General features: G+C 62.2%; 21 protein-coding genes. 7 read left to right on the forward strand and 14 right to left on the reverse strand.

The window, feature by feature from the left end:
• Window positions 1–129: 129 nt before the first annotated feature.
• Window positions 130–474 (reverse strand): DUF202 domain-containing protein, encoded by a 345-nt coding sequence (locus tag NPS29_RS09810; protein ID WP_274132270.1) that lies wholly within the window; start codon window positions 472–474, stop codon window positions 130–132.
• A complete protein-coding gene (locus NPS29_RS09815) occupies window positions 471–875 on the reverse strand; it encodes a YidH family protein (protein ID WP_274132271.1) in 405 nt (134 codons plus the stop codon). The genes NPS29_RS09810 and NPS29_RS09815 overlap by 4 nt, the downstream gene beginning before the upstream one ends.
• Before the next feature lie 353 nt (window positions 876–1,228).
• On the opposite strand from NPS29_RS09815, the gene NPS29_RS09820 reads away from it, so the two are divergent.
• Window positions 1,229–2,737 carry a sensor domain-containing diguanylate cyclase gene (locus NPS29_RS09820; protein WP_274132272.1) on the forward strand — a complete coding sequence of 503 codons (1,509 nt, stop codon included), beginning with the start codon at window positions 1,229–1,231 and terminating at the stop codon, window positions 2,735–2,737.
• Here the strand turns inward: NPS29_RS09820 and NPS29_RS09825 are convergent.
• From NPS29_RS09825 to NPS29_RS09835, 3 genes are all read right to left on the reverse strand, one after another.
• Window positions 2,722–3,504: a DeoR/GlpR family DNA-binding transcription regulator gene (locus NPS29_RS09825; protein WP_274132273.1), complete on the reverse strand. Its 783-nt coding sequence runs from the start codon at window positions 3,502–3,504 to the stop codon at window positions 2,722–2,724. The two genes, NPS29_RS09820 and NPS29_RS09825, sit on opposite strands and share 16 nt — an antisense overlap.
• 185 nt (window positions 3,505–3,689) lie before the next feature.
• Entirely contained in the window at window positions 3,690–3,866 is a 177-nt protein-coding gene (locus NPS29_RS09830) for a hypothetical protein (protein ID WP_274132274.1), read from the reverse strand.
• A gap of 116 nt (window positions 3,867–3,982) precedes the next feature.
• Window positions 3,983–4,924, reverse strand: a complete 942-nt coding sequence (locus NPS29_RS09835) for a sensor domain-containing diguanylate cyclase (RefSeq protein ID WP_274132275.1) — start codon at window positions 4,922–4,924, stop codon at window positions 3,983–3,985.
• Here NPS29_RS09835 and NPS29_RS09840 point away from each other — a divergent pair.
• Both NPS29_RS09840 and NPS29_RS09845 read left to right on the forward strand, forming a co-directional pair.
• The gene (locus tag NPS29_RS09840; protein WP_274132276.1) at window positions 4,923–5,147 is read left to right on the forward strand and encodes a hypothetical protein; all 225 of its coding nucleotides are present in this window, start codon (window positions 4,923–4,925) and stop codon (window positions 5,145–5,147) included. The genes NPS29_RS09835 and NPS29_RS09840 overlap by 2 nt on opposite strands.
• A gap of 12 nt (window positions 5,148–5,159) precedes the next feature.
• Window positions 5,160–6,608: a flavin-containing monooxygenase gene (locus NPS29_RS09845; protein WP_274132277.1), complete on the forward strand. Its 1,449-nt coding sequence runs from the start codon at window positions 5,160–5,162 to the stop codon at window positions 6,606–6,608.
• A 1-nt stretch (window position 6,609) separates the two neighbouring features.
• On the opposite strand, the gene NPS29_RS09850 is transcribed toward NPS29_RS09845, so the two are convergent.
• The 3 genes from NPS29_RS09850 to NPS29_RS09860 all read right to left on the reverse strand — a co-directional run bounded on the left by NPS29_RS09850 (window position 6,610) and on the right by NPS29_RS09860 (window position 10,214).
• Complete coding sequence (locus tag NPS29_RS09850; RefSeq protein WP_274132278.1) at window positions 6,610–7,899, reverse strand: serine/threonine transporter; 1,290 nt, start codon at window positions 7,897–7,899, stop codon at window positions 6,610–6,612.
• Window positions 7,900–8,196: 297 nt separating this feature from the next.
• Entirely contained in the window at window positions 8,197–9,534 is a 1,338-nt protein-coding gene (locus NPS29_RS09855) for an ATP-binding protein (protein ID WP_274132279.1), read from the reverse strand.
• Window positions 9,531–10,214 (reverse strand): response regulator, encoded by a 684-nt coding sequence (locus NPS29_RS09860; protein WP_274132280.1) that lies wholly within the window; start codon window positions 10,212–10,214, stop codon window positions 9,531–9,533. The genes NPS29_RS09855 and NPS29_RS09860 overlap by 4 nt, the downstream gene beginning before the upstream one ends.
• A 159-nt stretch (window positions 10,215–10,373) precedes the next feature.
• Here NPS29_RS09860 and dsbD point away from each other — a divergent pair, with 159 nt between their 5' ends.
• From dsbD to NPS29_RS09880, 4 genes are all read left to right on the forward strand, one after another.
• Window positions 10,374–12,110 (forward strand): protein-disulfide reductase DsbD, encoded by a 1,737-nt coding sequence (gene dsbD, locus NPS29_RS09865; RefSeq protein ID WP_274132282.1) that lies wholly within the window; start codon window positions 10,374–10,376, stop codon window positions 12,108–12,110.
• Entirely contained in the window at window positions 12,110–12,952 is an 843-nt protein-coding gene (locus NPS29_RS09870; RefSeq protein WP_274132283.1) for a TlpA disulfide reductase family protein, read from the forward strand. Before dsbD ends, NPS29_RS09870 begins: the two co-directional genes overlap by 1 nt.
• A 5-nt stretch (window positions 12,953–12,957) precedes the next feature.
• A complete protein-coding gene (gene dsbG, locus NPS29_RS09875) occupies window positions 12,958–13,716 on the forward strand; it encodes a thiol:disulfide interchange protein DsbG (RefSeq protein WP_425312481.1) in 759 nt (252 codons plus the stop codon).
• Window positions 13,717–14,224: 508 nt separating this feature from the next.
• Entirely contained in the window at window positions 14,225–14,791 is a 567-nt protein-coding gene (locus tag NPS29_RS09880; protein WP_274132286.1) for a TetR/AcrR family transcriptional regulator, read from the forward strand.
• Window positions 14,792–14,835: 44 nt separating this feature from the next.
• Here NPS29_RS09880 and fabF read toward each other — a convergent pair whose 3' ends face one another.
• The 6 genes from fabF to NPS29_RS09910 all read right to left on the reverse strand — a co-directional run bounded on the left by fabF (window position 14,836) and on the right by NPS29_RS09910 (window position 24,289).
• Window positions 14,836–16,110 (reverse strand): beta-ketoacyl-ACP synthase II, encoded by a 1,275-nt coding sequence (gene fabF, locus NPS29_RS09885; RefSeq protein WP_274132288.1) that lies wholly within the window; start codon window positions 16,108–16,110, stop codon window positions 14,836–14,838.
• A gap of 263 nt (window positions 16,111–16,373) precedes the next feature.
• Window positions 16,374–16,706 (reverse strand): ComEA family DNA-binding protein, encoded by a 333-nt coding sequence (locus NPS29_RS09890; RefSeq protein ID WP_274132290.1) that lies wholly within the window; start codon window positions 16,704–16,706, stop codon window positions 16,374–16,376.
• Between the two features lie 151 nt (window positions 16,707–16,857).
• The gene (locus NPS29_RS09895) at window positions 16,858–18,852 is read right to left on the reverse strand and encodes a polysaccharide biosynthesis protein (protein WP_274132291.1); all 1,995 of its coding nucleotides are present in this window, start codon (window positions 18,850–18,852) and stop codon (window positions 16,858–16,860) included.
• Window positions 18,853–19,341: 489 nt separating this feature from the next.
• Window positions 19,342–20,715, reverse strand: coding sequence for a phosphomannomutase (locus NPS29_RS09900; RefSeq protein WP_274132292.1), 1,374 nt, complete (start codon window positions 20,713–20,715; stop codon window positions 19,342–19,344).
• Between the two features lie 425 nt (window positions 20,716–21,140).
• Entirely contained in the window at window positions 21,141–23,102 is a 1,962-nt protein-coding gene (gene asnB, locus NPS29_RS09905; protein ID WP_274132293.1) for an asparagine synthase (glutamine-hydrolyzing), read from the reverse strand.
• Window positions 23,103–23,113: 11 nt separating this feature from the next.
• Window positions 23,114–24,289 (reverse strand): glycosyltransferase, encoded by a 1,176-nt coding sequence (locus NPS29_RS09910; RefSeq protein ID WP_274132294.1) that lies wholly within the window; start codon window positions 24,287–24,289, stop codon window positions 23,114–23,116.
• Between the last annotated feature and the right edge of the window lie 54 nt (window positions 24,290–24,343).

Here is a 24,343-nt window from a genome sequence, read left to right on the forward strand (position 1 = left end):
GCCGGCTACGCAGGAGACCTGTAGGAGTGAGCTTGCTCGCGATAGCGTCGGTTCAGTCCCACATCAGTCGATTGAAAGGACGCTATCGCGAGCAAGCTCACTCCTACAGGATTGGGGAACATGCTGGCTTTAGCCGAACACCACCGCATAGATTCCCACCCCACTGAGCACGATCACCGTCGCGCCCAGCACCACCACTTCGCGCAAGGGCGCGGGGATGCGCTCCTGCTTCAGGCCTTTGGCGCTCTTGCGATAGCGGGCGTTGAGGCCGATCTGGATCAGGATCCCGGCCATCAGCGAGAACACGATGGGCAGCAAGGCAATCAGCCCGAAGTGTGGAATCCAGCGCAGGAAAATCGTGCACACCACCAGCAGCGTCATCAGCGTACGCCGCCAGGCCAGCAAGGTGCGTTCCGGCTGCAGGCCGGGGTCGTCGTGCCCCAGCGTGACAGGCGCCTGGGCGCGGCGGCTCACGACGCGCCGTAGATCAGAAAGACGATCAGCCCCGCCGCCACCAGCGCACCGCCCAGCGAGAGGATCGGCACCAGCACCGGCAATGGCAGCGGCTTGCGCACGCGCATCGCCCGCTCGACCTTCAGCCATCTGATGCAGGCGCTGGCGCTGACCAGCATCGCCAGCACCAGCAATGACAACGCCACCGCACGGCGCAGCCCCGGGCTGAACACATCGCCGGTGAAGGCTTCTACCGCAATGCCGCCCGCCAGGAACGCCAGCGCCGTGCGAATCCAGGCCAAGAAGGTTCGCTCGTTGGCCAGGGTGAAGCGAGGATCAGGCTCGCAACCCGGCCCCAGCAAGGATGCGGAAATACGATCGCGATCAGGGGAAGGCGCCTTGCCAGGTTCCGGAGAATTCATGTCGCACCGAGGTCAGGTAGATGGGCCAATGATACCGGTCATGGGGATGAAAGGCCCGCATCGGCAGCGACATTGGTGTGTCATTGGCCGCACCTGTGCCCTGCTCCACGCAGGCATTTTCACTGAACAACCCGGCGAGCCTCCTTCATCTGACAAGATTCGACAATTTTCCCTTCAAAATCCCGTACTTGTCCTACGCTGTGATTCTATGATCGCTGTTGCGATACCCATGGCCACGAACCGCGAGGCGTTCGTCCCGTGGGCGGGTCTGAAGTCATGTTCGTCAGCGAGGGCGGGGATTGAGACAGGTAGAAGGGACGGACCTGGACGCTAGGAGCAGGCGCCTCAAGCGCATGCCGGTGCTTTGGCTTGCCGGTTTTTTCACCGTGCTGGTGTGTTTTTCCATTACCAGCATCACGCTGTGGCAATTGCGCCAGACGCGCATCCACGAGCTGGAACTGGCCGATACCAACGCCGCCAACCTGTCGCGCTCCATGGCGCAGCAGGCGCAGGACACATTCGATCAGGCCGACATTCCGGTGGCGGGTATCGTCGAGCGTCTGTCCTACGACGGCTTCGGCGCCGCCAGCAGTTCGCGCATGCATGAGTTTCTTCGGGCCACCGCCGGCAGCGTCGAACAGATTCAGGGTCTGTTCATCTACGACAAGGACGGCAACTGGGCGGCCACCTCGATGAACCGCATGCCGGAAAACGCCAACAACGCAGATCGCGAATATTTCCAGTTCCACAAGACTATCGACAGCACGCTGCCCCACATCGGCCAGGCTTTGCGCAGCCGCACCACCGGTGACTGGATCATCCCCATTTCCCGACGGGTCAATGACTCTGCCGGCAACTTCGCAGGGGTAGTCCTGGCAACTATCGAACTTGCGTATTTCGACCGCTTTTTCGACCGTTTCAGCATCGGCCAGCGGGGCGTGATTACCCTGGCCATGGCGGACGGTATCGTGCTGGCTCGTCGTCCGGCGATCGACAACGTGCGAGGCGCCTCCATTGCCGACGGTGAGCTGTTTCGCAAATACCTGAAGGAAAACTACGAAGGCACCGCGACCGTGCGCTCGGTGCTGGACCACGAGCTGCGCCTGTACGGCTACAAGCGCCTGGACCGCTACCCGCTGGTGGTGCTGGCGGGGCTCTCGGAGGACGAAGTGCTGGAGGAATGGCGTCAGTACGCCTGGCGTTCGCTGGCGATCATCGTCTGCGTGGTAGTGGCCAACCTGCTGTTCGGGGTGTTGTTGTTCCAGCAGATCCGTTTCGGCCTCAATGCCGAATCGCAATTGCGCATCGCCAGTCACTCGCTGGAAAAACTCGCCTTGCAGGACAGCCTGACGGGCCTGGCCAACCGCCGCCATTTCCAGGAAATCCTCGGGCTGGAGTTCGCCAACGGCCAGGCCAATCTGCACCCGCTGAGCCTGATCATGATCGACATCGATTTCTTCAAAAGCTACAACGACAACTATGGCCACGTGGCCGGCGACAAGTGCATCGTCGCGGTGGCCGAGTGCGTGCGCAGCAACCTCAACCGCACCGGTGACCTGGCGGTGCGCTATGGCGGCGAAGAAATGGCCGTGTTCCTGCCCTACAGCGATGCCCAGGGCGCGTTCCTGCTGGCCGAGAAGATTCGTCTGTCAGTGCTGACCCGCGCCCTGGAACATCAGGGCAATCCTGTGGGCATCGTCAGCATCAGCCTGGGGGTCTACGGCTGCGCGGCCCACGAGTGCACCAGCCTGGAGGAGTTCGTCGAACGGGCCGACGCCGCGCTCTATCTGGCCAAGCATGACGGGCGCAACCGCACGGAAATCTGGCAGGGCAGCAGCGTGGTGGCTCACTCGCTGGCTTGAGCCTTGACGATCTGCGCGACCTGGCCGCGAAACAGCTCCAGCCGGTCAGACGGCGCGTCGTGCTCGACCACCAGCGTGCCGACCTCGTCGCAGGGCGCGACCTGATAGTGCGCGATGCTGGAAAGCTTCTCGTTGATCACCGCCACCATCACCTGCCCGCTGCGCGCCACCACGGCGCGCTTGAACTCGGCCACGTCCATGTCGAACGCAGTGACGCCCTTGACCGCATCCAGCGCGCAGGCGCCCAGAAAGCACAGGTCGAAATTGAAGTGGGTCAGTTGCGAAATGGTGGTGAAACCATAGGTGCTGCCCGCCACCGGGCTCAGTCGCCCACCCAGCAGGATCACCTCCACTTGCGGCAGTTTCATCAACTCCACGGCGATCAACGGGGAGTTGGTGGTGATCGTCAGGGCCATCTGCGGATCGAGGGCGCGGGCAATCGCGAGGTTAGTCGAGCCGCCATCGATGAACACGTGCTGACCGGCACCGATCAGGCCCGCCGCCGCCACACCCAATGCGCGTTTGCGTCCAGGTTCGTGCTCGATGCGTACCGTCAGAGGCCCGTCGCTGGCCAGGGAAATGGCCCCACCGTACACCCGCTTGCACAACCCGGCCGACGCCAGCGTGCCCAGGTCACGGCGGATGGAATGCTCGGAGACGTTGAATTCAGCGGCCAGCTCTGCAGCAATCACCCGGCCATGAACGGCCAGACGCTCGGTAATCAGACGCTGACGCTCGCCGGGAAAGGCTTCGGGATTGGCAGACATAATGGCCTCGGTATCACGCTGGATCGCTCATGAACGAGCAGGATCATGCGTGGGCAACGACGCCAGTGTCAAACATGACGGCAATGCGAGCTAAAGAACCAGACTGAAGAGGTTTAGCCAAACGGGTGGGGACCAGAGGCGCACGACCGTGACACCCCTGGTCTTTCTCGGCGGTCTCAAGGTGGCTATTCCTCCTCTTCTTCCTCGTCGTCCACCAGCGTGAACCATGGTTTGAGTTCGCTCAGCTCGAAATTGCCTGACTCCGCTCTGGCTCTCCCGATACGGGGATAGTCAACAGGTTTGAAGGACACGGACGAGTCCAGGATTTCTGCGCTCGTCGATACTACGGATCTGTCAGTCATGTTTGAGCCTCCCTGTCCAAAAAAGATGTGCGCAAGGGCGCCGGGAGACTATAGACCAGCTTCAGAAACCATTCGTCGATTTGCGACCCGCCGGTCACAAACCGCTACTATCCCGCTCAGAACTCGCCGTACTCGGCGCGCATGCGACCGTTGCGCTTGACCCGATAAAGCAACGCATCGACCTTCTCGATGAACGCCACCGCGCTATCGCCCGCCGCCGGCGTGACAGTCCCCACGCCCAGGCTCAGGGTGAGCAGCGGCGACACGTCGGACTTTTCGTGGGGAATCTGCTGCTGTCGAACCAGTTGCATGCATTTCTCGGCCACCCGGTGCGCCTTGTCCCGAGAGGTGTGCGGCAGCAGCCAGACGAACTCTTCGCCGCCGATACGGGCAATGAAATCACCCGGTTCGTTCGCCGCCAGCGACAGCGTCTTGGCCACGGTGCGCAGTGCTTCATCGCCCTTGATGTGGCCGTAGTGGTCGTTGTACTGCTTGAAGTAGTCGATATCCATCATGATCAACGACAGCGGCTGATGGGTTTCCTGGGCGCTGGCCCACTCGCGTTCGAGCACGGTATCGAACATGCGCCGGTTGGCGATGCCGGTCAGGCCGTCCTGATAGGAAAACGCTTCGAGCTGCTTTTGCAGGCGCACCAGGTGCTCTTCGGTCTTCTTGCGCTCGCTGATGTCGAACATGAAGCCCACCAGCGCCTCGACCTCGCCGTTCTTGCGCACCACATGCACCACATCGCGAATCCATACGTAGTCGCCATCCTTGGTCAGGGCGCGGTAATCGGCCTCGTGATCGACGCCGGCCTTGGACTGCGACACGCAGAAGTTGACCACGTAATCGCGATCATCCGGATGCATGCGCTCGACCCAGTCGTTGATCCCGACCCAACTGCCCTGCTCCCAGCCCAGCAACTCTTCGATCTGCGGGCCGATGTAGCTGAACGTCATGCTCTGCCAATCAATCCGCCAGGGAATCGCCCGGGTCGATTCGAGCAAGGTTTTGTAGACGTCGCTGTCGGTGCCTGGCGGCAGGGATTCATTGCTCATGATCGACCACGGTTCCGGGGAAAAAGGTGGTGACAGCATGTGGCCACTATCGACGATAGGCAACGTCCGGATCATGACCTCGCGACACTTTCCAGACGACTGGTCAAACCCCAGCTATAAATCATCGATCAACCCCGTAGCAGTCCGGCTTGCCGGCGTCGGCATTTTCGACGGGACGGCCGCCGGCAAGCCGGACTGCTACGGGTGCCTCCATGAGGATTGAAAGAGACCAGCCATGAAGACGTTTGAGGTGCTGATCATCGGCAGCGGCTTTGGCGGACAGTGCGCGGCGATCAACCTGCTCAAGGCCGGCATCGACGACTTTCGCCTGCTGGAGCGGCGCGACTTCTTCGGCGGTACCTGGTGCCAGAACACCTACCCCGGCGCCACGGTAGACATTCCCTCGCCGCTCTACTCGCTGTCGTTCGCGCCCTTTCCCTGGACACAGATGTACGCGGGCCAGGAAGAACTGCAGCGCTACACCCGGCATGTGGTCGAACGCTTCGGGCTGATGGACAGGATCGAAACCGGCGCCGAGGTCCAAGGGCTCACCTGGGATGACGCCACTCGGCACTGGACAGTCCAGACCAGCAAAGGCACGTTCAGCAGCCGGTTCGTCATCAATGCCAGCGGCCCCCTCAGCCAGCCACAAATTCCCTCGTTCGAGGGTATGGATGTATTCAAAGGCACGAGTTTCCACAGTAATCACTGGGACCTTGGCTTCGATCACCGGGGCAAAAGGGTGGCGATTGTAGGAAGCGGCGCCAGCGCTGCGCAGATCATTCCGGCGATTGCCTCGGATGTCTCCCAATTGCACGTCTTCCAGCGCACCGCCCACTGGGTGCTGCCGCGCCCCGATCACACCTTCAGCCAGCTGCAACGCCGACTGTTGACCAGCCCCCTGGCCTTGCGCCTGCTGCGCGCGCTGATTTACCTGAAGCTTGAGACCCGCTTCATCGGCTTCAAGTATTCGAAGGCCGGGCTTGCGCTGGTGCAATGGATGGCCCGCAGGCATCTGAAGCGGCAAGTGCCGAACGCTGAGCTACGGCGCAAGCTGACACCCGACTTCACCCTGGGCTGCAAGCGCGTGCTGCTCTCCAGCGAACTCTACCCGGCGCTGCAGCGCAGCAACGTGACGCTGCACAGCGCGTCCATCGCCCGGCTCGACCAGAACGGTATCGTCACCACGGACGGCGAGCATCTGGCGCTGGACCTGATCGTCTGGGCCACTGGTTTCGAGACCACCGATAACGCCATTCCCTATCCAATCGAGGGTAGGGACGGCCAGCGGCTGGCGGAGGTCTGGCAGCCCTTCCCGCGGGCCTACCTGGGCACCTGCGTACCGGGCTTTCCCAATCTGTTCCTGATCACCGGGCCCAACACCAGCACCGGCCACACCTCGGCACTGTTCATGCTCGAAGCGCAGATGCATTACGTCATGGCCAGTATTGCCAGCGTGAGAAACTCAGCCCAAGGCAGCATCGAAGTGCGCCCCGAAGCGGAAGAGCGATACACCGCAATGATTCATCGGGAGATGAAACGCACCGTGTGGTTCTGGGGAGGGTGCCGCAGTTGGTATCAGAGCAACAGCGGCAAGGTGACGGTGATCTTTCCGGGCTTCAGCTTCAGCTTTTACCGGCTGACGCGGTGGCTCAAGCCCGGCGATCATGTGTTGCGAGAATGAATCAAGGCAGCAGCGAATACACCAGGGCCGAAATCGACACCAGGCCGACCACCACCACAAATACATTGGACAGCTTGCCTGCGTACTGACGCATGGCCGGGACCTTGCGCACGGCGTACATCGGCATCAGGAACAGCAGCGCCGCAATCACCGGGCCACCCAGGGTTTCGATCATACCCAGGATGCTTGGGTTGAGCGTCGCCACCAGCCAGCAGACCACCAGCATGAAGCCAGCGGTGAGGCGGTCCAGAATCTTGGGCGACGGACGGCTGCCGCTCTTGATGACCAGGCCCTTGAGGCCTTCGCTGGCGCCGATGTAATGGCCCAGGAAAGACTTGGTAATGGCCACGAAGGCAATCAACGGCGCGGCAAAGGCGATGGTCGGGTTGCTGAAGTGGTTGGCCAGGTACGACAGGATCGACAGGTTCTGCGCCTTGGCTTCGGCCAGTTGCTCAGGAGACAGGGTCAGTACGCAGCTGAACACGAAGAACAGCACCATGACCACCATCAAGCCGTGAGCGCGGGACAGGATCTGCGAGCTGCGCTGTTCGGCAGCCGGGCCGTACTGGCGACGCTGATCCACGGCGAACGCGGAGATGATCGGCGAGTGGTTGAACGAGAACACCATCACCGGAATCGCCAGCCACAGGGTGTGCAGCAGCGCCGACGGCGCAGGCACCTGGCTTGCGGTGGTGAGGATGCCGCCGGTCCAGTGCGGAATCAGGAACACCGCCAGGAACAGCAAGGCGACGATGAACGGATAGACCATCAGGCTCATGGCCTTGACGATCAACTGCTCCCCGCAGCGCACCACGGCCAGCAGGCCGAGGATCAGCACGAAGGCCAGCAGCGCGCGCGAAGGTGGCTGAACGTGCAGTTGATGTTCCAGGAAGCTGCTGACGGTGTTGGTCAGTGCCACGCTGTAGATCAGCAGGATCGGGAACACCGCGAAGAAGTACAGCAGGGTGATCAGCGCACCGGCCTTCTTGCCGAAGTGCTGCTCGACGACTTCGGTGATGTCCGCGCCTTCACGGCCCGAGAGCACGAAACGCGTCAGGCCGCGGTGTGCGTAGAACGTCATCGGGAAGGCCAGCAGGGCCAGGATCAGCAGCGGCCAGAAGCCACCGATGCCCGCGTTGATCGGCAGGAACAGGGTGCCTGCGCCGATGGCGGTGCCGAACAACCCGAGCATCCAGGTGGTGTCGTGGCGCTGCCATTTGGTGAGGCTGGAAGTCACGCTCGCGGGCGCGGCGTCGATAGGTTGCTCGACGCTGTTGGCCTGATCATTCATCCGGTCGATTTCTCCGTTGCCGGTGATAGCTACAAGGTCAAAAGCGCGTCGAAAAACTTGGCAGTCAGCGCCCCTGACCGGTTCTGTACAGGGAAAGGGGCGCGATTGTCCGGGATTAGAGAGCAGAATCAAAGGGTTGTCGGAGGGATGGTCGCAGATTCAGAGGTTTCCGACGGTTGGATGGGGTGAAAAATCCCCCCCCCTGTAGGAGTGAGCTTGCTCGCGATGGCGGCCTGTCAGGTACATCGACGTCGTTTGACACACCGCTATCGCGAGCAAGCTCACTCCTACAGGTTCTCAGCGTTCTTGCGACTCGTTTCGCCGCAACGGCACGCTCAACTCGACCCGCAATCCATCGTTGCGGCTGTCAAACCGCAACGAGCAGGCGCAGCGCTGGACGATCGCCTGCACGATCGCAAGCCCCAGCCCCGCGCCCGGGCTCTTGCCGTTGCGCCAGAAGCGCTGGGTCATCTTGTCCAGATCCGGCTCCGGAATGCCCGGGCCGTAGTCGCGCACCCGGAAATGCGCATGGCCGTCAAAGGTCTCAAGGCTCAACTCCACTCGCGCACCGGGCTGGGTGTGGCGCAGTGCGTTGTCCAGCAGGTTGCGCAATGCAGCGACCGCCAGCGCCGCCGGCATTTCCACCGGGGCGGTAGACAGGTGCCCCGGCAGGATCAACTGGATGCGCTCGTCATCGCCATGGTTGGCATCGTGAATCGCCAGCCGTGCGACCTTCTCGGCATCGCACTGCACGCCGTCATCGAACGACAGGCTGCCCTCGACCCGTGCCAGCAGCAACAACTGCTCCAGGGTGCGGTGCATACGGTCAGCGCCCTCCTCGGCATGGGCCAGCGCCCTGTCGCGCTTGCCGCCCTCGGTCATGCGCGCCACTTGCAGGTGGGTCTTGATGGCGGTCAGCGGGCTGCGCAATTCGTGGGCCGCATCCCCGGTCAGGCGGCGCTCGCGCTCCAGGGTCTGGGCGATGCGCAGGAACAACTGGTTCTGGCTCTTGAGCAACGGTTGCAGCTCGCTGGGCAGGTTCGGCACGTCCAGTGGCTCGACCGAATCGGCGCTGTGCCGGTTCAAGGCGTCACGCATGCGATTGAGCGGCGCCAGCCCGCGACCAATGCCGAACCAGACCAGGATCAGGCTGCCGAACAACGCCACCAGCACCGGCACCGACGCCGCCAGCAGCACCGACTGGCCAAGCACATCGCGTTCGATCTGCCGGTCCGCGGTGCTCACCCGCACGTTGCCGTGCATCATGGTGTACACGCGCCAGTGCTCGCCGTTGATCATCTGGTCGACAAAGCCGCTGGCGTCAGCTTTCAAGGGTTCGGCGGGCGAGCTTTCGGTGCGCGCCAGCACCTGGCCGCGCAGGCTGCTCAACTGACAGGCCATGCCGTTGGGGATGCGCAGATCAGCGGTGTGCATCGCGCTGCTCTGGCCGTCGTCGGGCATCTGCATCTGCTCCAGCAACCCCGCCACCATCCGCGCCGAAGCCTCCAGCCGCTGGTCAAGGGACTGCATCATCTGCGTGCGCAGGTCGCGCAGCATCCACGCCGCTGCCAGCACCCAGATCAGGATGAACGCCGAACCCAGGATCAGGCTCAGGCGCGTGCGCAGGCTCATCATCCCTGTTGCTCCGCGACATCGCCGGCCGGCCCCAGGCGGTAGCCCAGGCCACGAACGGTTTCGATGATCCTGCTGCCGAGCTTGCGCCGCAGGTGATGGATATGGACGTTCAATGCGTTGCTCTCCACTTCATCGCCAAAGCCGTAGACGCAATCCTTGAGCTGTTCGCTGGACAGCACGCGCCCGTGATTGTTGAGCAGGGCCTGAAGCAGCGCCTGTTCGCGCCGGGACAGGTCCACCGCCTGGCCCGAGAGGCGGGTTTCGCGGGTGCTGGGGTCATAGGTCAAGGGGCCATGCTCGATCACGTTGACGCTGCGCCCGGCCATTCGCCGCACCAGCGTATGCAGGCGGGCGCTCAGTTCACGCAGGTCGAAGGGCTTGAGCAGGTAGTCATCGGCGCCCGCCTGCAGGCCGTCGACACGGTCGGTAACAGTGTCGCGGGCCGTGAGGATCAACACTGGAATTTCCACCCCCTGCTGGCGAAGATGGCGCAGCAACCTGAGGCCGTCTTCGTCAGGCAGCCCCAGGTCCAGCACCATGACATCGAAGTGCGCCGCCGACAGCATCGCCCGCGCGCCCGCAGCGTTGGCGACGCGGTCCACGGTCAGGCCCTGGGCATCGAGGCCGGCGACGATGCCGCTGGCAATCAGGTCGTCGTCTTCACAAAGCAGTACGTGCATGGGCGGCCTCGGCAGAAAAGGCAATTGAAACAACGCGGGATTAAGAGTGGATTATGCATGATCCCCGGGCGGGTATTTCGACAGGTTGGTTGATGGGTTAATCGGCACTTAATCACAGGGCTCCAACCTCGGCTCATAGATGATTGGCAAGGTGTACGCATGCGTAAGTTGTTGATACTGGTGCTTCTGTTGTTCCCGCTGCTGGCTCAGGCGTTACCCGGCGGCGATCTGTTCAAGAAGCCCGATTTCCTGCCTGTCGAGCAGGCCTTCATATTCAGCTCCGAGCGTCTCGAGTCCGGAGAAACCCGTCTGTACTGGCAAATCGCAGACGGCTATTACCTTTATCAGAAGCGCCTCAAGTTCGACGGCCTGAGTGCGGGCCTGCTGCCGGTTCTGCCGGCTGGCGAAGACCACAACGACGAGTATTTCGGCCAGCAGCAGGTCTATCGGCAGGGCCTTGAGCTGACGATCCCGGCCTCTGCCAGCGGGCAGGTGAAGGTGGGTTGGCAAGGCTGTGCCGACGCGGGCCTTTGCTATCCGCCGCAAACCCAGGTGGTGGACCTGGGCAAAGGCGGTGCGACCGTGGTCAACGGCCAGGCACAGGATCAGGCGCTGGCCAGCACGCTGCAGGAACGCTCGCTGGGCCTGAGCCTGCTGATTTTCTTCGGTCTGGGTCTGTTGCTGGCCTTCACCCCCTGCTCGCTGCCGATGCTGCCGATTCTCGCCGGCGTGGTGGTGGGCAGTGGCGCCCGCCCGCGTCGCGGTTTCGCCCTGGCCGGGGTCTATGTGCTGAGCATGGCGTTGATCTACGCGGGGCTGGGCGTGGTCGCGGCGCTGCTGGGTGGCAACCTGCAATCCACGCTGCAGCAACCCTGGCTGCTGGGCAGTTTCGCCGGATTGTTCGTGTTGCTCTCGCTGCCGATGTTCGGCTTCTTCGAACTGCAACTGCCAGCCTTTGTGCGTGATCGCCTGGAGAATGCCGGACGCCAGCGTCAGGGTGGCAGCCTGGTAGGTGCGGCCATCCTGGGTGCGTTGTCCGGTTTGCTGGTCGGCCCCTGCATGACCGCGCCGCTGGCCGGTGCACTGCTGTATATCGCCCAGAGCGGGAACGCCTTGCAGGGCGGTCTGGTGCTGTTCGTTCTGGGATTGGGCATTGGCCTGCCGCTGTTGCTGGTGGTGACCGTGGGCAACCGCTTTCTGCCAAAACCGGGCGCCTGGATGGACCTGGTCAAGGGCGTGTTCGGCTTCCTGTTGCTGGGCACGGCACTGTTCATGATTCGTCCGCTGCTGGCCGAACCCCTGTGGCTTGCGCTGTTCGGCGCGTTGCTGCTGATCCTCGCGTTCAGCGCTATCGCTCAGACCCGCCGCCTTAAACGCGCGGCGCCGATCTGTGCGCCAGTCGGGCTGATTCTCGGTTTGTGGGGCACGATGATGCTGGTCGGTGCCGCCGGGGGCGCGGACGATCCCTGGCAACCGCTGAAGGTCTACAGCGGTTCCAGGATCAACAGCGAAAGCGCAAGCAACCACGATGCCTTCACCACCATCAAGGATGCGGCCACACTGGACCGCGAACTCGCCGCAGCCAGCGCCAATGGCCAGTGGGTGCTGGTGGACTATTACGCCGACTGGTGCGTGTCCTGCAAGATCATGGAAAAGACCGTGTTCGGGCAGAGCCAGGTCATCGAGGCGCTGAACGGTGTGCGCCTGCTGCGCCTGGACGTGACCGCCGACAACGACGCCAGCCGTCAATTGCTCGAACGCTACAAGGTCCCCGGCCCGCCAACCCTGTTGTGGCTAGGCCCGGACGGCAGCGAGCGCCGGTCCCATCGCATCACCGGCGAGGTCGATGACAAGGGCTTCCTGCAGCAGTGGCAAGCGACCCGGGAGCAGGGTTGATGCTGAGTTTTTCCCTGGGGCCCTTCTCCCTGGCGCTCAACCACTTGCTGCTGTTGGCGGCTCTGGTGCTGGCGACCTTAGTCGGCTGGCTCAGCGGCCGTCGCCAAGGGGTCAACCCGGAACGCGCACTGTTCGGCCTGTTTCTGCTGGGGCTGTTGCTGGCGCGCGTGGGTTTCGTGCTGGTGTACTGGACGCAGTACCAGAGCCATCCGGCGAGCATCATCGACATCCGCGATGGCGGGTTTCTGGTCTGGCCGGGGGTGGTCGCCGTGGTGATCGGCGCCCTGGTGCACGGCTTCAGCCGGCCCGCCTTGCGCACCCCGATGGGGATAGGCGTGGTCAGTGGCCTGGTGTTCTGGTGGCTGGCCAGCCTTGCGGTCAGCGCATCGCAACAGGATGCGCGCCTGCCGGACCTGACCTTGCGCAACGCCGCAGGTATGCCTGTGCAGTTGAGCGATTTCCAAGGCAAGAAACTGGTCATCAACCTGTGGGCCACCTGGTGCCCGCCGTGTCGGCGCGAGATGCCGGTGTTGCAGGCGGCCCAGCAGGCGAACCCCGATGTGGTCTTCCTGTTCGTCAATCAGGCCGAGACTCCACGGGAGGTCGGGACTTTTCTGACGAGCCAGGGTCTGCAACTAGACAATCTGCTGTTCGATGGTTCTGGTGAACTGGCCCGACGCGTCGGTTCGGCCGCGCTCCCTACCACCCTTTTCTACCGCCCCGATGGCCGCCTTTCGGCCAGCCACCTGGGCGAACTGTCCAACGCCAGCCTGACCCATGCCCTTGGGCAGCTCGCTGAACCGGCGGCACAGGCTTCCTCCCGAATCAGGAGTACTCAATGAGTTACATGCGGATTTCCACCTTGGCCGTCGCCAGCCTGCTCACCTTCCAGACCGCCCTGTTGCAGGCCGAAGAACTGCCCGCGCCGATCAAGGCGCTGGAAGCCAAGGGTGCCACGATCAAGGGCAGCTTCGATGCGCCCGGTGGGCTCAAGGGTTACGCCGCCGAATACCAGAAACAAGCCATGGCGCTGTACCTGACCGCCGATGGCAAGCACGTACTGGCGGGCAATCTGTTTGACGAGAAAGGCGAAGATTTGAGCGAGGCGCCGCTGCAGAAGCTGGTCTACGAGCCCATGACCAAAGAGATGTGGAACCAGATGGAAAACAGCACCTGGATCGCCGACGGCGCCAAGACCGCGCCCAAGGTCATCTACCTGTTCAGCGACGCCAACTGCCCGTACTGCAACATCTTCTGGGAACAGGCGCGGCCCTGGGTCAAGTCCGGCAAGGTGCAGTTGCGTCACATCATGGTCGGAGTGATCCGCGAAGACAGCGCCGCCAAGGCCGCCACCCTGCTGGCTGATGCCAACCCTGAACTGGCCCTGCAGAAGCACGAACAGGCGGGCAAGAGCAGCACGCTCAAGGCCATGGACACCATCCCCAAAGACATCCAGGCCAAGCTCGATGCGAACATGAAGCTGATGGACGACATGGGCCTGTCGGCGACACCGTCGATTTTCTACAAGGATGCCAATGGCCACCTGCAACAGCAACAAGGCGCACCGCGGCCTGACGTGCTGGCGAAGATGATGGGGCCTAAATAAGCCCGAGAGCTGTGCAGGGTGTACCGGCCTCATCGCGAGCAAGCTCACTCCTACAGGATTGCAGCATTCCCTCGCCTCGCATCCATCCGTAGGAGCGCGCTTGCCCGCGACAGGGCCCTGCCAGGCAATAGAGGTGTGGCGGATGTACCACCGTCGTCGCGGGCAAGCGCGCTCCTACAGCGGCGCATCGATTATTTGCCACACCCCGCAGGAGCGCGCTTGCCCGCTACGGGGCCATGTCAGGCGATAGCGATGTGGCGGATGTACCACCGTCATCGCGGGCAAGCGCGCTCCTACAGCGGTCCACCGATTATTTGAAATGCACAGTCCTGTAGGAGTGAGCTTGCTCGCGATAGGGCCCTGTCAGGCGACGCAGATGTCTGTAATACCCCTGTGACCTTCTGACCAATGGTCGCCCCCTCCCGAACCGTGGATACTGCGCCGGCTGTTCATCCATGTAAGAATGTCGATCAACATTTCAAGAGCCATAGTCGGGAGGCTCCTTTCAATGCGTTACGCCGAAGATCATAAAGCCCAAACCCATCAGCGCATCCTTGTCGAGGCGGGCGCGCGGTTTCGTCGTGACGGTATCGGCGCGACCGGTTTGCAGCCGCTGATGAAGGCATTGGGGCTGACCCACGGTGGCTTTTACGCCCACTTCAAATCCAAGGATGATCTGGTCGAAAAGGCCCTGCGTTGCGCGGTGGACAGTTTGCAGGCATCGCGCGCTGAAAAGCTGGGCAATGACACCTCGGCCGAGGCGTTCATTGATATGTACCTGGCCCCGGCTCATCGTCTGGAGCCGGAGAACGGCTGCCCGTTGCCGACCATGTCCTCGGAACTCGGCCAGCGCGGCCAGCCGAGCGAAATCACCGACGAGCTGATCAACAGCATGCTCGCGGCACTTCAGGCCGGCATGCCCGAGGGCTCCGAGAACAGCGACAAGGCCGTGATGATGATGTCCAGCCTGGTCGGCGCCCTGGTCCTGGCCCGTAGCGCCAAAGACCCGCAACTGGCCGAGCGCATCCTCAAGACCACCCGCGAGCAGCTCAAGCTGCAGATCCCTCAGGCATGAGGTGAAATGCCCCTGCCGCCACAGGCAGGGGCATGGCGTTTCAATCAGGCTTCGAAGCGGCGGAACAACACGCTCGCATTGACGCCGCCAAAGCCGAAGCCGTTGGACAGCGCATACTCGATCTTCATCGGACGCGCCTTGCCGTGGACGATATCGATGCCCGCTGCCGCCTCATCCGGCTTCTCCAGGTTCAACGTCATCGGCGCAATCTGATCCCGAATCGCCAGCGCGGTGAAAATCGCCTCGATGCCACCCGCCGCACCCAGCAGGTGCCCGGTCGCTGACTTGGTCGACGTCACCGCCACCCCGCCCTGATCGCCGAACACTGTCTTGATCGCCGCCATCTCGCCCTTGTCACCCACCGGCGTTGAAGTGGCGTGGGCGTTCAGATGCGCAATGTCGGACGGCTTGATGCCGGCCTGGCGAATGGCCGCCTGCATGGCCCGACGTGCGCCGCTGCCGTCCTCGGGGCCGGCGGTCAGGTGATAGGCGTCGGCGCTGGTGCCATAACCCACCAGTTCGACAATTGGCTTGGCACCTCGCGCCAGCGCATGCTCAAGAGACTCGATGACCATGATGCCGGCACCCTCACCCATCACGAAGCCGTCGCGGTCCTGATCGAACGGCCGCGAAGCGCGCTCTGGCGTGTCGTTGAAGCCACTGGAGAGCGCCCGCGCCGCCGCGAATCCACCCAGCGACACTCGGTCGATGCAGGCCTCGGCCCCGCCGCATATGGCGATGTCCGCCTCACCGGCGAGGATCATCCGCGCCGCATCGCCGATGGCCTGCACACCTGCGGCGCAAGCGGTCACTGGCGCGCCAAGCGGTCCCTGGAAACCATGCTGAATAGAAACGTGCCCGGCCGCCAGATTGACCAGAAACGATGGAATGGTAAACGGCGAAAGCCGGCGTGGCCCACGAGAGTCGGTGGTGCGTACCGCATCGGCAATCGAGACGAAACCGCCCACCCCGGAACCGATGATCGTCGCCGTGCGCTCGCGCTCCTCATCAGTGGAGGGTGCCCAGCCCGCCTGCGCCACCGCCTGCTGGGCCGCACCGAGGGCAAACAGGATGAAACGGTCCATCTTCTTCTGCTCTTTGGGCGGCGCTGCGGCGTCAGCGTCGAACCCGGCTTCGGCATCCTCGGCCAGCGTCGGCACTGGCCCGCCGACCTTGGCCGGCAGATCAGCCACTGTTTCCTCAGGCAGCCGGACGATACCGGAGCGCCCTTCGAGCAGCCGCTGCCAGACGGCCTCGACTCCCGTACCCAAAGGCGTCACCAGCCCCATCCCCGTGACTACGATGCGACGTGCGTTCATGGCTTCACCCTTTAAACCTTCATTGCATGGAAAGGCGCAGATTCAAGCGCCAGATGTGTAACGTCGTGCCTGCGATTGCCCATGAGTCTGTGTCCATGGGCGTTGAGCGTAGCAATCGAGGTATATTACGACCGTAATTTTCAAGATTATATGATTTTTGTCATTTGAAGTGTCAAGCCCGGGCGATGACTGCAACCTCATCCCCCAACTGTCACTGGAAAAAAAAGACCGATCATCGATCGGTCTTCTGCTGCGTCCGCGGCTCAGTCAAGCGCCAGCTTTTCCCGGTTCCTGTCGACCAGCGCCTTGCCGATGCCCTTGACCTCAATCAACTCGTCGACCGACGCAAACGCACCGTTTTCATCACGATAGGCGACGATCGCCGCTGCCTTGCCTGCGCCAATGCCGGACAGTTCCTTGTGCAGGACGTCCGCTGAAGCGGTGTTGATGTTGACTTTGCCCGACTGCGCTGCGGGTGCGGCCATCGTCGTGGCGGGCGCCGGGCTGGCTGTCGCGGCTGGGGTTTGTGCGTTGGCAGCCATCGAGAAGCTGGCGACCACGGCGAGGACGAGGGAAGAAAGGTAGGACATGCGCATGAGTAATACTCCATGACATCGTTGATTAGGGAGCAGCTTTCCTGAGCTGCTTCCCTAACCTAGACCAATCTCATGAACTCACCCGCGATGATGCGTCACCGGATATGTCCCCCCGCAACGGGAGGCCGGGGCAACGCATCAGGGATCCGGATCAGGGCTCCTGGCGGCGCTGCTGGTGTATCCAGTCGACGATTTCGCCTTCCGGTGCGTAGCCACTCACGGTGTCCCGCAGAATCTGCCGGACCCGGTCGTAGTCGTCCTCTTCCACGGCCTTGAGCAGGTCCGAGAGCACCAGCTTGAAGCCTTCCCAGGGCAGGAAGTCTTCGTGGGCACTCATGATCATCGGGTGGCTGGTGGCAACAACGTTATCGCCGATCAGCAACTCCTCGTATAACTTTTCACCCGGCCGCAGCCCGGTGAACTCGATGGCGATGTCGCCGTGAGGGTTCTTTTCGGACCGAACGCTCAGGCCCGACAGGTGCACCATCTTCTCCGCCAGCTCGATGATCTTGACCGGCTCACCCATGTCGAGCACGAACACATCGCCGCCCTGCCCCATGGAGCCCGCCTGGATCACCAATTGGGCCGCTTCCGGAATCGTCATGAAGTACCGGGTGATGCGCGGATGGGTGACCGTTACCGGGCCACCTGACTTGATCTGCTTGTGGAACAGCGGAATGACCGAGCCCGATGACCCCAGCACGTTGCCGAAGCGGACCATGATGAAGCGTGTCTTGTTGACCTGGTGAACCCGGGAGCGGTCACCGAACATCACCGGTGCCACTTCGCGGCTCAGGGCCTGCAGGATCATCTCGGCCAGGCGCTTGGTGCTGCCCATCACGTTGGTGGGCCGCACGGCCTTGTCGGTGGAAATCAGCACGAAGTTGGCCACACCGGCCTGCAACGCAGCCTGCGCCGTATTCAGCGTGCCAATGACGTTATTGATCACACCTTCGGCAATGTTGTGCTCGACCATTGGCACATGCTTGTAGGCGGCGGCGTGGTAGACGGTGTCGACCTTCCAGGTCTTCATGACGTCCAGCAGCTTCTCGTGGTTGCGCACCGAGCCAAGGATGGGCAGCACATTCACCCGCAGGGATTCGGCATTCACCCGCTGCTCAAGCTCGGACAGGATCGAGTACAGGTTGAACTCGCCGTGATCGACCAGCAGCAAGGTGCTGGGGCGCAGGGAGAGAATCTGCCGGCACAGCTCCGAGCCGATGGAGCCGCCCGCACCGGTCACCAGTACGACCTGGCCCTTGATGCAGTGCTCCAGCAGGCCCTCCTGGGCGGGCACAGAGTCCCGGCCGAGCAGGTCGGCGATATCGACTTCCTGCAGGTCATCGACCTTGACCCGACCAGTGGCCAGGTCGGAGAAATTCGGAACGCTGCGCACATGCAGCGGAAAACCTTCGAGGAAGCCCAGGATTTCCCGGCGCCGTGCCCGGGCCGACGAAGGGATGGCCAGGAGAATTTCCTGCGCCCCCGTCACGTCGATCATCTGCTGGATGTGCTTGGGCTTGTAGACCTGCAAGCCGGATATGACCCGGTTGGAGATCGAGGAATCGTCGTCGATGAACGCGACCGGACGCATCGCCCGGCCCATGCGCAGTGCCGTGGCCAACTGGTTGCCGGCAGCGCCTGCGCCGTAGATCGCAACCCTTGGCAGGCCATTGTCGCGACTGGTGAACGGCACGTGCTGCGCAGCCGAGAACCAGTCACCCAGGAAATATTGGCGCATGGCCAGCCGCAGGCCACCGATCATGACCAGGCTGAGCCACCAGTAGTTGAACATCAGCGAGCGCGGCACCACATGCTGGTGGTTGCTGTAGAGGTACACCACCATGCCCAGGCTCAATGCAGACAGGCTGACGGCCTTGATGATCGCCACCAGGGCATCGTTGCCGAAGTAGCGCATGACCGCACGGTACATGCCGAAACGAACGAAGAAGGGAATGGCCACGACGGGGGCGCAGAGGAAAAGCCAGGTATGCACTTCAAACGGGTTGATCATCTCGTCGATGCCGAGACGAACCACGAACGCCATCCACAGCGAGAACCAGACTAGAAAGATGTCTGTGATGACCTGAATGATGCGTTTCTTGCGACGTGGCAACGCGAGCAGCAAAGCGCGTACTTTATCCATGCTTCCCTCGAACAAATGTTCTATCTCCTATCGACCCGCAAATACCGGGAATGTATCCCTGCCATGCAAGGGTCCCCACAAAGGCGGAAAAATCGCCTCAGCGCTGACTACAGCCATCCTCGTGCCCCACGACGGCTCCATGGCTGCCCGACGACGCGGACATCATGCGCGCAAATCGCGACAGCTTGGCGAGTGACAACGATCAGAAAATGATCACACCGACATCAGGCATCACCTGAAGCTGTGCTCACCGTGGTTCAACGGTGAGACGGCACTGCTTCCCGGAGCCCCAATACTTTGCTGCCGCACTGAGGCCGGCAAATGAGGGTAACTGCAGTGTCTACGACAAAATTCTGGGCAAGAATAAGCCATACACTGGAAAACCGCGAGAAATTCACCTCGCGATTGCCGGACAGATGTCGTGGGAAACAGAAAAAAACCCTGACGGCCACCTGACGTTCAGGTCCGGTGGCCGTGATGGGCCGGGCGTTACCCGGCGTTCAACAGCGCTTCGATTTCCTTTACCTTGGCCTCGACCAGCGGCATGTCACGGCGACTTTCCACGTTCAGACGCAACAGCGGCTCGGTATTGGAGCCACGCAGGTTGAACCGCCACTCGGCAAATTCAACGCTGATACCATCGGTTTTGTCGACGTTCGTGCTCAAGGCCGAATAATGCTCCAGCACCTTGGCCAGGATCCCCTTGACGTCCGACACCTTGTAGTTGATCTCGCCGCTGCACGGGTAGGCTTCCATGCGCTCATCGACCAGCTCGGAAAAGCGCTTGCCCGACACCGACATCAGCGCCGTGACTAGCAACCACGGAATCATCCCGCTGTCGCAGTAGGCAAAATCGCGGAAATAGTGGTGTGCGCTCATTTCGCCGCCGTACACGGCGTCTTCCTTGCGCATCCGCTCCTTGATGAACGCGTGACCGGTTTTGCACAGCACTGGCGTGCCGCCGGCAAGCTGGACCTGATCGATGGTGTTCCAGGTCAGGCGCGGGTCATGGATGATCTTGGAACCCGGATGTTGCTTGAGCAACATTTCCGCCAGCAGCCCTACCAGGTAGTAGCCTTCGACGAAACGCCCGCGCTCGTCGAAGAAGAAGCAGCGATCGAAGTCCCCGTCCCAGGCCAGGCCAATGTCGCAGCCGTGCTTGAGCAACGCTTCGCGGGTGATGGTGCGGTTTTCCGGCAGCAGCGGGTTGGGCACGCCATTGGGGAAGTTGCCGTCAGGCTCGGCGTTGATGATCACCCATTCAAAGGGCAGCTTGCCCTTGATCGCTTCAAGTGCCGGGCCGACTGCACCGTTGCCCGGGTCGGCGAGAATCTTCAGCGGGCGCAGTTGCGCGCCTTCGATGTAGGTCAGCAAGTGAGCGATGTAGGCGGACTTGTCTGGCGCCTGTCTGACTCTGCCTGGCGTGGCTGAAGCCTGGCCGAAATCACCGGCATCGACACGCTGGCGGATCGCGTCCAGGCCGCTGTCGCCGCTGATGGGACGGGATTCGCGCTGCACCAGTTTCATGCCGTTGTAGCCTTTGGGGTTGTGGCTGGCGGTCACCATCACCCCGCCATCAGCCTTGTAATGGCTGGTGGCAAAATACACTTCTTCGGTTCCGCAAAGGCCGATGTCGATCACATCCGCGCCTGCTTCCTGGATGCCATTCATCAGAGCCTGGGCCAGGCCAGGGCTTTCAAGACGCATGTCCCTGCCGACGACGATAGTTTTCGCGCCCAACTGCGCCACCATGGCGCGCCCGATACGATAGGCGATGTCGGCGTCCAGATCGGTTGGGACCTGCCCGCGAATATCGTAGGCTTTGAAACAACGGGTCTGAATTACGGGATAGTCGGGTTTCATGTGTAAGACCTATGCGACGAAACAGCCCGAAGGCTCCTCTGTTTAGTATGAAGCAGCCCTCTGAACGGACTGCACGCTACCCTCGTGCATAACAGCGTGAGGCGACCCTTAGGCACCGAAAAAGCGGATTTGTTATCAATACCACGACATTTATCTCGGCCACCCCCACACCTGCCCTGTACGGCAAGAACGATAGCCGCACCTGCGGCGCTGGCAAGGCAGTGCCTGGCTGAATGTGTTTGCAGGGGTGTCAAATGTGCTCGAGTGCTCAAACCCGGCCCTTTGCGTGCATTGCGCAGCAAGTGACGAACGGCGGGAAAAGCGTGAGGAAGGTGTAGCGAAGGGGCCTGCACGCCTCGAATCCAGCACGACGGGGCTGGATTCGAGACGGCAGGTGCATCCGCGCCAGAATGGCGCAGAACGGATCAGACCGGGTTTTCTTCCAGCCAGGCCTGGAACATCAGGACATCCCACAGGTGGTAGGCCCAGTTGCGGCTACCGCTCAGGTGCTCGGCCCATTTCTGCCGGATCGGCTCAGGGTGCAGATAGCCTTCCCTGCGCAAGCGCCCCTCGTCCAGCAACGCCTCGGCCCAGTCTTTGAGCGGGCCACGCAGCCAGGCGTCGATCGGTACGCCGAAGCCCATCTTCGGACGGTCGATGAGGGACTGCGGCACGTGCCGGTACAGCACCTGGCGCAAGGCCCACTTGCCCACGCCGTCACGCTGCTTGAGCGACTGCGGCAACTGCCAGGCGAACTCCACCACACGATGGTCGAGCATCGGCACGCGGGACTCGAGCGTCACCGCCATCGAGGCACGATCCACCTTGGTGAGGATGTCATCGGGCAGGTAGGTCAGCAGGTCCAGGACCATCATGCGCTCGATCGGGTCCAGGGCGTCGATCTGCGGGACGTTTCCGGTCAGCCAGGTGGTCGGCTCCTGGCCGCCAATCACCACCTGTGCAGGGTCGGACCAGTGCGACACCAGCGCGTGGTAATACTGGTTGATCGAGGTGCTTGCCAGCACGCCAGCGCCCTTGTGCACCTTGTCGCCGAAGCGGTTGCGGAAGATCGGCGATGGCAGCCAGCCGGCAAGTTTCGACCAGGTATCCGGCGAGATCGACGTGATGGCACTGGCCAGCGGCTTGCGCAGGGCCACAGGCAGACGCTCGATCTTGCTCCAGGCACTGGCACCGGCGGTGTAACGGGTGTATCCGCTGAACAGCTCGTCCCCGGCATCGCCCGACAGGGACACGGTGACGTGCTGGCGCGCCAGTTGGGAAACCAGGAAGGTCGGAATCTGCGAAGAGTCGGAAAACGGCTCGTCGTAGATGCCCGGCAGCGACGGAATTACCGAGAGCGCCTGCTGCGAAGTCACGTACAGCTCGGTGTGGTCGGTGCCCAGGTGGGCGGCCACGGCCTTGGCATGTTCGGCTTCGTTATAGCCCTTTTCGTGGAAACCGATGGTGAAGGTTTTCACCGGCCGGCTCGACTGCGCCTGCATCAGCGCCACGATGGTGGAGGAGTCAATGCCGCCCGACAGGAACGCGCCCAGGGGAACGTCCGCCATCATTTGTTGCGAAACAGCCGACTTGAGCAGCGTTTCAAGCTCGTCGACCGCCTGAACGGGGTCGCGCTCCTGCTGGCGCGAGGCGGAACCGTCTTGCACCACCTGAAGCACCGACCAGTATTCCTGGATGACAGGCTCTGGCTGCTTGACCGACACACGCAGGATGCAGCCTGGCTGCAGCTTGCTGATGCCCTGGTAGATCGAATGCGGCGCAGGGATGTAGTTGTGCCGGAAGTACAGCGCCAGGGCGTTGCGATCGATGGACGGGCTGAACGAAGGGTGCGCGCGCAGGGCCTTCAATTCCGAACCGAACATGAACACCGCCTGCTCGCCCTGCCCTTGCCAGCCGTAGTACAGCGGCTTCTCGCCCAGGCGATCACGGGCGAGAATCAGCGTCTGCTCCTGAAGATCCCACAGGGCAATGGCGAACATGCCGATACACTGTTTCAGGGTCTGCTCGATGCCCCAGGCATCGAACGCAGCCAGCAGCGTCTCGGTGTCGGAGTGACCGCGCCATGCATGCACCCTGCCCGTTTCATCGAGCTGGCGGCGCAGGTCCAGGTGATTGTAGATCTCACCGTTGAACACCATGGTGTACCGCCCCGAATCCGCCAGCATCGGCTGGTGGCCGGCCGGGGAAAGGTCGACGATCGCCAGGCGACGGTGGGCAAGACCCACGCTGACGTCAGGGCTGACCCAGACACCATGATCGTCCGGGCCGCGATGAAGAATGGCATCGGCCATCCGCAAACATTCGTCGTGCAGCGACGCTTGCGTCGCCTGCCCGGGCCATTTCAACTGTCCAGCGATTCCGCACATAGGTAATTAGGTCACTTGATTTTTTTAAGGGAAATCTCGGGGATCGCAGGAGCGACGTACAGGTCAGCATAACCTTGCAGGCAGGCTTCCATGGAAAACACGGTCTCGATCCTGTGGAACCCGGCCTCTCCCATGAGATTCCGTTCTGGATTGCTGGCAACGGCAAGCAACGCTTGCGAAAGCTCGCGGGGAGCACGCGCAGGCACTACCAGCCCGGTGACTTCGTGCAGGACCGCCTCGGCATTTCCGCCGACATCGGTAACCACCATGGGAAGCCGGGCAGCCATCCCCTCGAGGATCGCGTTGGAAAAACCTTCTTCGTGGGAGGCGAGGATACCGATGTCCGCAGCATTGAGAAGATCCGGCACGTCTTTTCTGGATCCCAGGAGATGGATGCGCTCGCCGATGCCCAGCGATTCGGCCTGCTGCTTGAGCGATGCACCGATGCCGTCGTCCCTGCCAATGAACAGGCAGTGCCAGTCCTGTGGCAGCGCCTGACGGATCATGCCAAACGCCTCGATCAGGTCGGAATGACCCTTGTAGGGAATCAGGTTGGCGACGATGGTGAACACCAGGGCACCGTCCGCAATACCCAGCTCGGCCCTGACTTGGGAACGGGTACGGGTGCGCGCAAAACGCTGCAGGTTCAGGCCGTTGTAGATCAGTCGCAACTGCTCCGACCTGACACCCTCTCCCTCGAGATCACGCACTACCGCCTTGGAGTTGCCGCAAACAGCGTCCATCTTGGTATGAAGCCAGTGCTCCAGGCGTGACAGGGTCAGATGCTTGGCCTGGTAATGATTCAGGCTCCGGCGGCTCATGATACGGCGTGCGCGAGGTGCAGCCAGCGAGGTGATGCCGCCCACGATATACGCTGCGGGAAGAAAGAAATGGACGACCTGAGGGCGCATCCGCCAGTACAGGCACCACAGGGCAAAGGATGCATACACCAGCTCGACGCGCACTCGCGCTCGCTCGCTCGGCAGGATTCTCCTGATCCAGGCAGGCAGCTTGATGCCGTGTACGGGAACGTTCGCCTCGACAAAGGCTTGGGTGAGAGGTCCTCCAGTCGTTATCGCGAACACCGCCGGCTTGAAGCCTCTCTGGCGTAGCTCACTGGAGACGCGCAGCAAGTGTTGCTCTGCGCCTCCAACCTCCATGGAACCGATGACATAAAGCAATTTCATATTACGCTCTGGGGACCAAAAACCACTAAAGTGAAAAAGCGTACGACCACGCCA

Source organism: Pseudomonas putida (assembly GCF_028682175.1).
Lineage (GTDB): Bacteria > Pseudomonadota > Gammaproteobacteria > Pseudomonadales > Pseudomonadaceae > Aquipseudomonas > Aquipseudomonas putida_AD.

Excerpts from the sequence above, each read along its gene's own strand:
- NPS29_RS09815 (WP_274132271.1), bottom strand. The coding sequence starts at position 875 with ATGAATTCTCCGGAACCTGGCAAGGCGCCTTCCCCTGATCGCGATCGT.
- NPS29_RS09820 (WP_274132272.1), top strand. The coding sequence starts at position 1,229 with ATGCCGGTGCTTTGGCTTGCCGGTTTTTTCACCGTGCTGGTGTGTTTT.
- NPS29_RS09825 (WP_274132273.1), bottom strand. The coding sequence starts at position 3,504 with ATGTCTGCCAATCCCGAAGCCTTTCCCGGCGAGCGTCAGCGTCTGATT.
- NPS29_RS09830 (WP_274132274.1), bottom strand. The coding sequence starts at position 3,866 with ATGACTGACAGATCCGTAGTATCGACGAGCGCAGAAATCCTGGACTCG.
- NPS29_RS09840 (WP_274132276.1), top strand. The coding sequence starts at position 4,923 with ATGATCGACCACGGTTCCGGGGAAAAAGGTGGTGACAGCATGTGGCCA.
- NPS29_RS09835 (WP_274132275.1), bottom strand. The coding sequence starts at position 4,924 with ATGAGCAATGAATCCCTGCCGCCAGGCACCGACAGCGACGTCTACAAA.
- NPS29_RS09845 (WP_274132277.1), top strand. The coding sequence starts at position 5,160 with ATGAAGACGTTTGAGGTGCTGATCATCGGCAGCGGCTTTGGCGGACAG.
- NPS29_RS09850 (WP_274132278.1), bottom strand. The coding sequence starts at position 7,899 with ATGAATGATCAGGCCAACAGCGTCGAGCAACCTATCGACGCCGCGCCC.
- NPS29_RS09855 (WP_274132279.1), bottom strand. The coding sequence starts at position 9,534 with ATGATGAGCCTGCGCACGCGCCTGAGCCTGATCCTGGGTTCGGCGTTC.
- NPS29_RS09860 (WP_274132280.1), bottom strand. The coding sequence starts at position 10,214 with ATGCACGTACTGCTTTGTGAAGACGACGACCTGATTGCCAGCGGCATC.
- dsbD (WP_274132282.1), top strand. The coding sequence starts at position 10,374 with ATGCGTAAGTTGTTGATACTGGTGCTTCTGTTGTTCCCGCTGCTGGCT.
- NPS29_RS09870 (WP_274132283.1), top strand. The coding sequence starts at position 12,110 with ATGCTGAGTTTTTCCCTGGGGCCCTTCTCCCTGGCGCTCAACCACTTG.
- dsbG (WP_425312481.1), top strand. The coding sequence starts at position 12,958 with ATGCGGATTTCCACCTTGGCCGTCGCCAGCCTGCTCACCTTCCAGACC.
- NPS29_RS09880 (WP_274132286.1), top strand. The coding sequence starts at position 14,225 with ATGCGTTACGCCGAAGATCATAAAGCCCAAACCCATCAGCGCATCCTT.
- fabF (WP_274132288.1), bottom strand. The coding sequence starts at position 16,110 with ATGAACGCACGTCGCATCGTAGTCACGGGGATGGGGCTGGTGACGCCT.
- NPS29_RS09890 (WP_274132290.1), bottom strand. The coding sequence starts at position 16,706 with ATGCGCATGTCCTACCTTTCTTCCCTCGTCCTCGCCGTGGTCGCCAGC.
- NPS29_RS09895 (WP_274132291.1), bottom strand. The coding sequence starts at position 18,852 with ATGGATAAAGTACGCGCTTTGCTGCTCGCGTTGCCACGTCGCAAGAAA.
- NPS29_RS09900 (WP_274132292.1), bottom strand. The coding sequence starts at position 20,715 with ATGAAACCCGACTATCCCGTAATTCAGACCCGTTGTTTCAAAGCCTAC.
- asnB (WP_274132293.1), bottom strand. The coding sequence starts at position 23,102 with ATGTGCGGAATCGCTGGACAGTTGAAATGGCCCGGGCAGGCGACGCAA.
- NPS29_RS09910 (WP_274132294.1), bottom strand. The coding sequence starts at position 24,289 with ATGAAATTGCTTTATGTCATCGGTTCCATGGAGGTTGGAGGCGCAGAG.